Origin of the sequence: Bradyrhizobium sp. CSA207, from assembly GCF_029051685.1 — a bacterium.
In the GTDB taxonomy this organism is placed as follows: domain Bacteria; phylum Pseudomonadota; class Alphaproteobacteria; order Rhizobiales; family Xanthobacteraceae; genus Bradyrhizobium.
This window is the reverse complement of record NZ_JAACFT010000011.1, coordinates 218,953-229,005: the sequence shown is the minus strand read 5'-3', so window position 1 is coordinate 229,005 and position 10,053 is coordinate 218,953. Positions and strand designations below refer to the sequence as shown.

The following is a 10,053-nucleotide window of genomic DNA, read 5'->3' as shown; positions in this document are numbered from 1 at the left end:
CCTCCGCAATCCCCGCCACCGCCGCTATCGCCACTGGAGCAACTGCCGCTGTCGCTCGAGCTTGCCGAGCTATCACTCGAAAACCAGCTTCCCAGCGAGACCCCGTCACTCGTCCCTGAATAGCTGCTGTCGCCGCCATCCCCGCCCGCGCCGGCACGCGAGCGCCGCTGGCCGCGGTTCTGGAGATGGGTGATCCAGCCATAGCCAATCGCGGAGATGATCCCAGCCGCAATCAGGGTGTTCACCAGCATGCTGCCCATCGTCGTCTCCCAGGCGGGACTGCCTTTGCATTAATTGGTCGTCCCCACCAAAGGTGCCGTTCATTGATCATTCAAACGAAGTGTGGAACTCTGGCCGCAAGTGTTCCGCAGTCCCGCGTGAGAAAGATCGAGCCCATGAAGAGATCACTCCTGGCAGCCGCTGCCGCCGCCGTGCTGGCCCTTTCGGCAGCAGGACCCGCCCACGCGCAGCGCGGCGTCGCTGCAGGCGTGGCCGCCGGGATCATCGGCGGCGCCATTGTCGGCGGCGCATTGGCGTCCCCGTATTATTACGGACCCGGTCCCGGCTATGCGTACGGACCGGGTTATGGCCCCGGCTACTACCCGCCCCGCTATTATGCGCCGGGTCCCGGCTACGTCGCCGACGACTATTACGGCAACGGCTGTGTCTGGCAGAAGCAGCGCTTCTGGGATGGCTATGCCTGGCGCGTCCGTCGCGTCAGAGTCTGTGGCTGAAGCGCCAAAGGCCGGTTGATTACGGACGCGCCGTTCATCTCGGGGCCTGAAAAAGACCGCTTTTTCTCGTCACAGCTCCGTGCGCGTTTACCGTGGATTGACCATTTGCGCGCTTCCTAACCCAACGGCCAATTCCATCAGAGTGTGCGTGAACCTTTGAAACCCGGGCGCTCCTAACAAGAAGCGTCCATCTCGCAGGAGAGCCAAGAGCATGAAGAAGACTTTAGTTGCCGCCCTCACGGTTGCGACGGTCGCCGGTTCGCTGGTAACTGCCGCTCCGTCCGCCAGGGCCCATGACGGCGTCGGCGCTGGCATCGCGGCCGGCCTGATCGGCGGCGCAATCGTCGGCGGCGCCATCGCGTCGAGCCGTCCCGCCTATGGCGGCCCCGTTTACGTGGCCGAGCCCGGCCCGCCGCCGCCGCCCTGCTACTGGCAGCGCCAGCGTTACTGGGACGGCTACGGCTGGGTCGTCCGCCCGGTTCGCGTCTGCTACTGATCTGATCGCAGGGCGCGTATGCGCCGCGATTAAAGCCCGGCCGAGCCTCTCGGCCGGGCTTTTTCTTTCAGGCTTTTTCTTTCGCGACGATCGCTCAGCGCGCCGCCTGGATCGACCGCAGCACCTCTTCGCTCGGCCAGCAATCGACGTTCAGGCCCGCCGACTTCTGATAGGCGCCGAGCGCGGCGCGGGTCTGCATGCCGGCCTTGCCGTCGATCTTGTCCTTGTAGAGCCCGACGCGCGTGAGCCCGCGCTGCATCGCCTCGACATCCTTCGTCCGCAGCTGCTTTGCGGCCGACCACGGCGTCGCGAACGGCTGCGGGCTCGTCATGCGGTCGCTGAGATGGCCGACGAACAGCACATAGAGATCGGAGAAATTGTATTCCTTGATGACGAAGTAGTTCTTGGTAGTCAGGAACGACGGACCGTAGATTCCTTCCGGCTGCAACAGCGAGGCAGGCTGCGCCTGCTCGGCGGCGCTCAGTCGTTGTCCGCGCACCGGCACGAAGCCCTCGCGCAACCATTGGCCGATCGACTTCGTCACCTCGGGCACGCCAGTCGTGCAATCGACCTTGGCCGGCGCCTGCACCTCGTAGGCCCAGCGCACGCCGCTCTGCCAACCCTTGTTGACGAGTTGCTGTGCGGCTGAGGCCAATGCATCCGGCACCGAGTGCCAGATGTCGATGCGGCCGTCGCCGTCGAAATCCACGCCGTGCTTGTAGTATTCCGAAGGCAGGAATTGCGTGAGCCCGGTGGCGCCGGCCCAGGACGAGCGCATGTCCTTGCGCGTCACCACGCCGTCGCCCAGGATCTTCAGCGCCAAGATGAACTCGTTGCGATACTGGTCCTTGCGCCGGCCGACATAGGCCTGCGTCGCCAGCACGCGCACGAGATCATAAGGCAGCGTGTAGCGGCCGTAATCGGTCTCGCGACCCCAGATCGCGAGCATCACGGTTGCGGGCACACCCGAGCTCTTCTCGATTTGCGTCAGAGCAGGGTGATATTTTTGCAGCAGCCGCTGTCCCTCGCCGGCAAGGCGCGCGATCGATGCTTCCTTGACGTAATCGGCAGGCACCTGCACGAACTCGGCCTGCGACGGCGCGCCGGTTGCGGGCCGTCCGGGCAGAATCAGGTCGGGCAGCTTGTAATCGGGCTCGAGCCCGCGCATCTGCTCGTCGAACGTGGCGCGGGACACGCCGGCCGCCTGCGCCTCCGGCCAGAGCGAGGCAATGAATTGCGTGAAGGCAGCGTCGGCGGCGCGAGCGGGCGACCAGCCGCAGGTGACAACGATCACCGCAGCAATAAGTGCCCGCCGTATCATGCCGGATCACCGCGTCAGCTTCTTGTACTTCACGCGGTGCGGAATGATGCTGTCCTGGCCGAGACGGCGCATCTTGTCCTTTTCGTAATCCTGGAAATTGCCTTCGAACCATTCGACGTGGCTGTCGCCCTCGAATGACAGGATGTGGGTCGCGATGCGGTCGAGGAACCAGCGATCATGGCTGATGATGACGGCGCAGCCGGCAAAATCCTCCAGCGCCTCTTCGAGCGCGCGTAGCGTATCGACGTCGAGGTCGTTAGTCGGCTCGTCGAGCAGCAGGACGTTGGCGCCGGACTTCAACATCTTGGCGAGATGCACGCGGTTGCGCTCACCGCCGGAGAGCGCGCCGACCTTCTTCTGCTGGTCGGCGCCCTTGAAGTTGAACGCCGAGCAATAGCCGCGCGAGTTCACTTCCTTCTTGCCGAGCAAGATCAGCTCGTTGCCGCCGGAGATCTCTTCCCACACGTTCTTGTTGCCATCGAGCGCGTCGCGCGACTGGTCGACATAACCGAGATGCACGGTCTCGCCGACCGTGATGGTGCCCTTGTCCGGAGTTTCCTGCTTGGTGATCATCTTGAACAGCGTGGTCTTGCCGGCGCCGTTGGGGCCGATCACGCCGACGATGCCGCCGGGCGGCAGCTTGAAGGTGAGATCGTCGATCAGGAGACGGTCGCCGAAGCCTTTGCTGAGGCCTTCGAAGTCGACGACGTTGGCACCAAGCCGCTCGGCGACGGGAATGATGATCTGCGCGGTCTGAGTCTGCTTCTCGCTCGCCTGCTTGAGCAGGTCCTCGTAGCGCTGGTAGCGCGCCTTGGACTTGGCCTGCCGCGCCTTCGGCGACGAGGCGACCCATTCCTGCTCGCGGGCGAGCGTCTTCTGGTGCGCGGCGTCCTCGCGGCCTTCCTGCTCCAGCCGCTTCTGCTTCTGCACCAGCCAGGACGAGTAATTGCCCTCGTAAGGAATTCCCTTGCCGCGGTCGAGCTCGAGAATCCAGCCCGTGACGTTGTCGAGAAAGTAGCGATCATGGGTGACGATCAGGATCGCGCCCGGATAATTCCGCAGATGGCCTTCCAGCCACGACACCGACTCGGCGTCGAGATGGTTGGTGGGCTCGTCCAGCAGCAACAGCTCGGGCTGGTCGAGCAGCAGCTTGCACAGCGCGACACGGCGGCGCTCACCGCCGGAGAGCTTCGTCACGTCGGCATCGTCGGGCGGACAACGTAGCGCGTCCATGGCCTGGTCGACCTTGCTGTCGAGATCCCAGAGGCCCTGGGCCTCGATCTCATCCTGCAGCTTGGTCATCTCGTCGGCGGTTTCCTCGGAGTAGTTCATCGCCAGCTCATTGTAGCGATCGAGGATGGCCTTCTGCTTGGCGACGCCCAGCATGACGTTCTCGCGCACGCTGAGCTTGGCATCGAGGTGCGGCTCCTGCTCGAGATAGCCGACGCGGGCCCCCTGCGCGACCCAGGCCTCGCCGTTGTACTCCTTGTCAAGGCCGGCCATGATCTTGAGCAGCGTCGACTTGCCCGAGCCATTGACGCCGAGCACGCCGATCTTGGCGTCCGGATAGAAGCTCAGATTGATGTTGTCGAGCAGCTTGCGCGTCGGGTAGCTCTTGGTCAGATCCTTCATGAAATAGATGAACTGGCGCGCCATCGGTCCCGAAAACCTTCGATTTGAGGAAATTTGCCTGCCGCCGATGTAGCGATCCCGCCCCCAAAGGGCAATGTTTTCCCTCCGTTCACCACGGATGAATACGGGACGGACACCATCCGGCCGCGGATCCGGACAATTGAAACCATCTTTTAATAAATCAGGCCAAAGCTCGCCTCAGCGCTGAAAAAAGCGCCACCCGCGCAGAACGGGCGGGGAGAACAGCGAGGCCGCATCATGGCTATGATCGAGACCAATTCGTTTCCCGTTCCGGCAGAAGCCGGCCGCTCCGCCAGGCTCGCCACCGAGCTCAAGACGTTCTGGACCCGCTTCTTCGCCACCGCCTTCAATCCCTATCGTCCGGAACTGCACTACATGCGCGGCCCAGGCCCCGCCTGGCGCGCCAAGCACGGCATGGATACGCCGCTCCGGCTGAAGCCCCGCGATCTCTGAGCCTCGTTCCCTATCGGATTTTTGAAGACGTAAGCTGCTTGCGCGCAGCTCTGATTGTGCGCAACCATGGCCCGGTTTCGACGATGGCGCTCCGCTTGCGCCGTCCCCTCTCGCCATGGATGAGCGCCGATGACGCGGCTGCGCTGTGCAATTCTCGACGACTATTTCAACGTTGCCCTCGACGTCGCCGATTGGTCGAAACTGTCCGACCGCGTCGATGTCACCGTGTTCAGCCACCCCTTTGCCTCCGAGCAGGCCGCAGCCGGCGCGCTTGGCGATTTCGAGATCATCTGCGCGATGCGCGAACGCACCGCGTTTCCGAACAGCCTGCTCCAGGCGCTGCCGATGCTGAAGCTGCTGCTGACCTCCGGCATGCGTAACGCCTCGATCGACATGGAGGCCGCGAAGGCCCGCAATGTGGCGATCGCCGGCACGCAATATTCCCGCGATCCGACCGCCCCGCTCGCCATGGGCCTGATCCTGGAGCTGACCCGCGGCATCGGCCGCGAGAATGCGCGCATGCATGCCGGCGAGCCCTGGCAGACCTTCGCCGGCACCGAGATCGAAGGCCGCACGCTCGGCATCGTCGGGCTCGGCAAGCTCGGCAGCAAGATGGCGGGCATCGCGAAAGCATTCGGCATGAACGTGATCGCCTGGAGCCCGAACCTAACGCCCGAGAAGTGCAAGGAGGTTGGCGTCAGCTATGCCAGCAAGGAGGAGCTGTTCGCCAAGGCGGATATCGTCACCATCCATGTGGTGCTGAGCGAGCGTTCGCGCGGACTGGTCGGAGCTGCGGATCTCGCGCGGATGAAGCCGACGGCCTTCCTCGTCAACACCGCGCGCGGGCCGATCGTGGACGAGGCGGCGCTGCTGGAGGCGTTGCAGCAGAAGAAGATCGCGGGCGCCGGCATCGACGTGTTCTCGGTCGAGCCGTTGCCCGTCGATCATCCGTTCCGCAAGCTCGACAACCTGGTGCTGACGCCGCATCTCGGCTACGCGACCGAGGACGGCCTGCGCATCCATTACGGCCAGATGGTCGAGGCGATCGACGCCTGGACCAAGGGCGGCGAGCTGCCGCGGAAACTGGCCTGACGCCTCAGGCGGCCGAGCGGTAGCTGGTGGACTGCCTTGCCGCATCGGCAAAGCCGTCGCGCCAGGAGGCATGCGCCGGCAGCCAGCCGAGCTCGCGCTTTGCCTTGGCGTTGGATGCCCCGCGCACCTCTGTCATCATCGCAACCATATGCTCGCCCGCCAGCAGGCGCCCGAGCCAGGCGGGAATGTGACGCGGCGGCTTGGCACCAAGCAGCTCGGCCAGCGCAGGCAACCAATTCTTCACCTGCGCCGGATGATCGTCGACGATGTTGTAGATGCTGCCCGCGCGTCCGCGCTCAACCGCGGCAAGCGTGGCGGAGGCGGCATCCTCGGTGTGAATGAACGACCACGTGCCACCGCCATCGCCGATCACTGGCACACGCCGGTGCCGGAGCTGGTCAATCATCGCCGGCGAGAGCGTGCCGGTGCCGGGTCCATAGAAGAATCCATAGCGCAGCACGATGCCCTCCGGCGTCGTCGATGCGGTGACGCTTCGCTCCAGATACTGGATGGCCTCGAGCGTGCGTTGCAGCTCTTGCGGCGGATGCAGGTCGAGTTCATCGGTCTCGGTCTTCACCGCTCCCCCGGTGCGACTGAAGGTCCAGCCGCAGAAGCTTTGCGCGATGAAGCGCCTCGCGCCGGCTTCGCGTGCGGCGGCGAGCAGAATATCGGTTCCGCGTGTGCGGAGCTCGTTGGTTCGCGCGAAAGCCCGATCGAAATGACGCAGGTCCGTGGCGGCCGCAAGATCCGTCATCTGGTGGACGACCACATCGGGCTTCGCCGCAACGACCGCAGCGCGCATGCCGTCAGCATCGAGGCCGTCGGCGACGACCGGCTCCGCACCCAATTGGCGCACGAAGTCTGTTTTTGCCGCACTCCGCGTCGTGCCAATCACGGAATGACCCGCCGCGACCAGCGCCGGAACAAGATACTGCCCGACCGCGCCGGTCGCGCCCGCAACAAAGATGCGCATCGTGTGCTCCTCAATTCGTTGCAATCCTCTCGGACGTAATCGAGGTGCGGAGCCGTTCAAGTGCACATGCGCGTCAAATAATTACGGCGCGTGACCGAAGTTCACGCGCCGTAATTAGCCAATTCCTGCGAGCCGGTTCAGCGCACCGTGACTGGCGCGGGCAGCGGCGGCACCACCGTCGGCTGCGTGCCCGGGACCGGGCCGGCTTGAGCAGACATCGGAGCCGGACCAGCAGCACCGGGCGTCGGCGCTGCGGATGCGGTTGCGGTTCCCGGCGGCGGGCCACCCGGCATCACCACCACGCGGGTGCCGACCTTGACCCGATCGAACAGGTCGGAGACGTCCTCGTTCAGCATGCCGATGCAGCCTGAGGAGACGAACTTGCCGATCGTCGAGGGCTGGTTGGTGCCGTGGATGCGGTAGACGGTCGAGCCGAGATACATTGCGCGGGCGCCGAGCGGATTGCCGGGGCCACCGGCCATGAAGCGCGGCAGATAGGGCTGGCGCTCGATCATTTCCGTCGGCGGATGCCAGTCCGGCCACTCGGCCTTGCGGGTGATCTTTTGCACGCCGGTCCAGGTGAAGCCGTCGCGGCCGACGCGAACGCCGTAGCGGATCGCACGGCCATTGCCGAGCACGTAATAGAGATAGGTGTTCGGGGTATCGACGATGAGCGTTCCGGCCGGCTCCTTGGTCGCCAGCGAGACTTCCTGACGGCGCAGATTCTGCGGCAACTGCGCCGGAGCGGCGTCGGGCTGCTCCTCGGGCGGCAGCGAGGCGATCGACATCGGCCGGCCATCGGCACCGAGGGCGGGCTGCTGCGAGACCGCACCGGTCGCGGCCGGACCGCCGATGGCTTCCGGCGGACGCAGGCCGTCGCTGCCGGGCGCCTGCTGCGCCGGACGGTCGGCATAGATCACCGCCGGCGGGCCGGCAGGGCGGCCGTAACGGGGGTCGTCTGGCGACATGATCGGGCCCTGCGGCGGGGCCGCTGAATAGACCGGGGCACCTGCGGGACGGCCATAACGGGGATCATCCGGCGACATCACCGGACCCTGCGGCGGCGCGGCCGAATAGACCGGCGCGCCGGCGGGGCGGCCGTAGCGTGGATCGCCGGGTGATGCGCTCGGGGGGCCGGGCGGCGGCAGCGCCGCGGAGCTCTGCGGCATGCCGTCGTCATCATCTTCCAGCGCATCGAAATTCGGCGTGCGGTCGCCGGGGCGATATTCGGCCGGGGCGCCATAACCCGGGGCCTGCTGCACCGGATAGCTCTGGGCGTGCACGAGCGAAGTTCCCGCCGCAGCGACTGTTGCGGCAGCGCATATCGTCAGAAAATGTTTGATCATCATCGCTCTTGTATAGTCCCCGGGCCCCGTCCGGACCGTTAACGGCCAGATGACCGAAGATAGCGGCACATTCAAGACATAAGAGGCTCATTTGCGCCGGATTTGGCGATTTGTGATCCGCAAGACTACCGTTGCCCCGTTACATCACGGGGCGGAAATCGCATCGCGCCATAGATCGCCGGAGTTTGCGGCCCCGAATTTAAGGGAACGGCGCGGAATCGTTGCGGTATGTTCGAATCAGCCTGATTCGCCGCCGCTTTGAGCTCCGATCCCGTGTGGCGAACGCAGCAATCAGTACCGACACCGCGTTCAGATGGCTCAAGGCCCGGGCGACCACACTGCCGGGGCGGAAATTCGTAACCCGTCGATGCTTCCCGGCTTTCGCTTCCTGTTTGCCGCGATCCTGCTGTCAACCTCCATCCTGGTGTTCGGCCTGGGCGCCGCCGCGCTGCTGCGGGCGACGCATGAGCAGTACGTCACCAACCCGTCCTGGCGGAACGGTCCGCAGGAGCAGATGTTCGCGCAGGCGTCCGAACCGGCCCAGCCGGTGCTTTCCGCATTGCGCGCCGAGGCAGAAGCCGAGCCCGCGCCGTCGCTGCGGGACCAGGTTCCGACCATCGGACTGCCGGCGAGCGAACCCGAGCAGGTCGCCCTGGTGACGACCGAGACGAACGCGCAGCCTGAGCCGCAAGTCACCGAGGCCGCGCCTGCGACGGAAGTAGCGAAGGCGGAGGCCGCCGTGACCGACACGCTCACCCCGGCCGACACCATTGCCGTGGACAACACTGCGACTGCCGCCGTCAGCGAACCAGCGTCATCTGAGACCAATGCTGCCCTGGCATCCTCGGCGCTCGACATTGCGAGCGCCAAGGTGGCGGCGCTGAACGACCCGGCAACCACGGCCTTGAAGGATCCGCCCGCGAAGGCCAAGGCTGATGCCAAGGCGGCCAGCAGCGCGCCCGAGAGCAAGACGACCAAGCCCCGGGCGAAGGCGAAGAAGCGGCACCGCGTCGTGCGGCGCCCGCCGCCGCCTGTTCAACAGACCTACGATCCGTTCGCGCCGCAGCAGCAGCCCGCGCTCGCGGCGACAGCAACCGCGCGCGCCCGGCAGTAGGCTTACGCCGGTCCGGTCGCGACCGGCGGGCCGCCGGCCTGGCCCCATTCCGACCAGGAGCCGTCATAGAGCGCGGTGTCGGTGATGCCGAGGCGATAGAGCGCCAGCGTCAGCACGCCGGCCGAAACGCCGGAGCCGCAGCTGGTCACGATCGGCGCATCTAACTTGACGCCGGCGCCGGTGAAGGCGGCGCGCAGGTCATCAAGCGGCTTCATCGTTCCGGTCGCGGCATCGAACAACAGATTATAAGGCACGTTGCGGGCGCCGGGGATGTGGCCGGAGCGGATGCCCGCCCGCGGCTCCGGCGCGCGGCCCTCGAAACGGTCGGCGGCGCGCGCGTCGATCACCTGCTCTTTGCTGCTCTCGACATTCGCGATCATCTGCTCGATGCTGCGCACGCGCTTGGCGTCATAGCTCGCCTTGAAGATCGCCGGCTTCGGCTTCACCTCGCCGCTCTCGACGGGACGCTCCTCCGCGCGCCACTTCTTCAGGCCGCCATTGAGGATGCGCACATTGTTGTGGCCATAGGACAGGAACATCCACCACGCGCGCGGCGCTGCGACCCAGCCGCCAGCATCGTTGATCACGACGGTGTCGGCGTTGGAGATGCCGAGATTGCCGACGTCGCGGCCGAACTGCTCGGCGCTCGGAAACATGTGCGGCAGCGGATTGGAATGGTCCGACACCGCATCGACGTCGAAGAACGCCGAACCGGGCAGATGCGCGGCGAGATAGTCGTCCTTCGGCAGCGGCAGCACGCCCGGCAGCTTGAAGCTGGCGTCGAGGAGCTTGACGTTGGCGTCGTTGATGTGGGCGGCGAGCCATTCGGTGGAGACGAGGGGATCGGCTGTGGTCATTCATTATGTCCTTG

General features: G+C 65.6%; 11 protein-coding genes. 5 read left to right on the top strand and 6 right to left on the bottom strand.

What is annotated here, in order from left to right:
• Positions 1–260: hypothetical protein (locus GWG65_RS15020; RefSeq protein ID WP_275196334.1), on the bottom strand; the 260-nt coding region annotated here is incomplete at its 3' end.
• Positions 261–395: 135 nt separating this feature from the next.
• Between GWG65_RS15020 and GWG65_RS15015 the strand changes: the two genes are divergently transcribed.
• Together GWG65_RS15015 and GWG65_RS15010 are read left to right on the top strand one after the other, a co-directional pair.
• Positions 396–734: a hypothetical protein gene (locus tag GWG65_RS15015; RefSeq protein ID WP_275196333.1), complete on the top strand. Its 339-nt coding sequence runs from the start codon at positions 396–398 to the stop codon at positions 732–734.
• A 211-nt stretch (positions 735–945) separates the two neighbouring features.
• Entirely contained in the window at positions 946–1,230 is a 285-nt protein-coding gene (locus GWG65_RS15010) for a hypothetical protein (RefSeq protein WP_275196332.1), read from the top strand.
• A 94-nt stretch (positions 1,231–1,324) separates the two neighbouring features.
• Here the strand turns inward: GWG65_RS15010 and GWG65_RS15005 are convergent, their stop codons facing one another.
• Positions 1,325–2,551, bottom strand: a complete 1,227-nt coding sequence (locus GWG65_RS15005) for a lytic murein transglycosylase (protein WP_275196331.1) — start codon at positions 2,549–2,551, stop codon at positions 1,325–1,327.
• Between the two features lie 6 nt (positions 2,552–2,557).
• On the bottom strand, positions 2,558–4,207 hold the full coding sequence (ettA, locus tag GWG65_RS15000; RefSeq protein WP_275196330.1) for an energy-dependent translational throttle protein EttA: 1,650 nt from the start codon (positions 4,205–4,207) through the stop codon (positions 2,558–2,560).
• A gap of 234 nt (positions 4,208–4,441) precedes the next feature.
• Here ettA and GWG65_RS14995 point away from each other — a divergent pair, with 234 nt between their 5' ends.
• Both GWG65_RS14995 and GWG65_RS14990 read left to right on the top strand, forming a co-directional pair.
• Positions 4,442–4,657, top strand: a complete 216-nt coding sequence (locus GWG65_RS14995; RefSeq protein ID WP_275196328.1) for a hypothetical protein — start codon at positions 4,442–4,444, stop codon at positions 4,655–4,657.
• Positions 4,658–4,786: 129 nt separating this feature from the next.
• Positions 4,787–5,749, top strand: a complete 963-nt coding sequence (locus tag GWG65_RS14990) for a D-2-hydroxyacid dehydrogenase family protein (RefSeq protein ID WP_275196327.1) — start codon at positions 4,787–4,789, stop codon at positions 5,747–5,749.
• 4 nt (positions 5,750–5,753) lie between these two features.
• On the opposite strand, the gene GWG65_RS14985 is transcribed toward GWG65_RS14990, so the two are convergent.
• Positions 5,754–6,722: an NAD(P)-dependent oxidoreductase gene (locus tag GWG65_RS14985; protein ID WP_275196326.1), complete on the bottom strand. Its 969-nt coding sequence runs from the start codon at positions 6,720–6,722 to the stop codon at positions 5,754–5,756.
• Positions 6,723–6,859: 137 nt separating this feature from the next.
• Positions 6,860–8,068, bottom strand: a complete 1,209-nt coding sequence (locus tag GWG65_RS14980; RefSeq protein WP_275196325.1) for a L,D-transpeptidase — start codon at positions 8,066–8,068, stop codon at positions 6,860–6,862.
• Between the two features lie 367 nt (positions 8,069–8,435).
• Here GWG65_RS14980 and GWG65_RS14975 point away from each other — a divergent pair, with 367 nt between their 5' ends.
• The gene (locus tag GWG65_RS14975; RefSeq protein WP_275196343.1) at positions 8,436–9,182 is read left to right on the top strand and encodes a hypothetical protein; all 747 of its coding nucleotides are present in this window, start codon (positions 8,436–8,438) and stop codon (positions 9,180–9,182) included.
• A gap of 2 nt (positions 9,183–9,184) precedes the next feature.
• On the opposite strand, the gene sseA is transcribed toward GWG65_RS14975, so the two are convergent.
• Complete coding sequence (gene sseA / locus GWG65_RS14970) at positions 9,185–10,039, bottom strand: 3-mercaptopyruvate sulfurtransferase (protein ID WP_275196324.1); 855 nt, start codon at positions 10,037–10,039, stop codon at positions 9,185–9,187.
• Positions 10,040–10,053: the final 14 nt, after the last annotated feature.

Excerpts from the sequence above, each read along its gene's own strand:
- GWG65_RS15015 (WP_275196333.1), top strand. The coding sequence starts at position 396 with ATGAAGAGATCACTCCTGGCAGCCGCTGCCGCCGCCGTGCTGGCCCTT.
- GWG65_RS15010 (WP_275196332.1), top strand. The coding sequence starts at position 946 with ATGAAGAAGACTTTAGTTGCCGCCCTCACGGTTGCGACGGTCGCCGGT.
- GWG65_RS15005 (WP_275196331.1), bottom strand. The coding sequence starts at position 2,551 with ATGATACGGCGGGCACTTATTGCTGCGGTGATCGTTGTCACCTGCGGC.
- ettA (WP_275196330.1), bottom strand. The coding sequence starts at position 4,207 with ATGGCGCGCCAGTTCATCTATTTCATGAAGGATCTGACCAAGAGCTAC.
- GWG65_RS14995 (WP_275196328.1), top strand. The coding sequence starts at position 4,442 with ATGGCTATGATCGAGACCAATTCGTTTCCCGTTCCGGCAGAAGCCGGC.
- GWG65_RS14990 (WP_275196327.1), top strand. The coding sequence starts at position 4,787 with ATGACGCGGCTGCGCTGTGCAATTCTCGACGACTATTTCAACGTTGCC.
- GWG65_RS14985 (WP_275196326.1), bottom strand. The coding sequence starts at position 6,722 with ATGCGCATCTTTGTTGCGGGCGCGACCGGCGCGGTCGGGCAGTATCTT.
- GWG65_RS14980 (WP_275196325.1), bottom strand. The coding sequence starts at position 8,068 with ATGATCAAACATTTTCTGACGATATGCGCTGCCGCAACAGTCGCTGCG.
- GWG65_RS14975 (WP_275196343.1), top strand. The coding sequence starts at position 8,436 with ATGCTTCCCGGCTTTCGCTTCCTGTTTGCCGCGATCCTGCTGTCAACC.
- sseA (WP_275196324.1), bottom strand. The coding sequence starts at position 10,039 with ATGACCACAGCCGATCCCCTCGTCTCCACCGAATGGCTCGCCGCCCAC.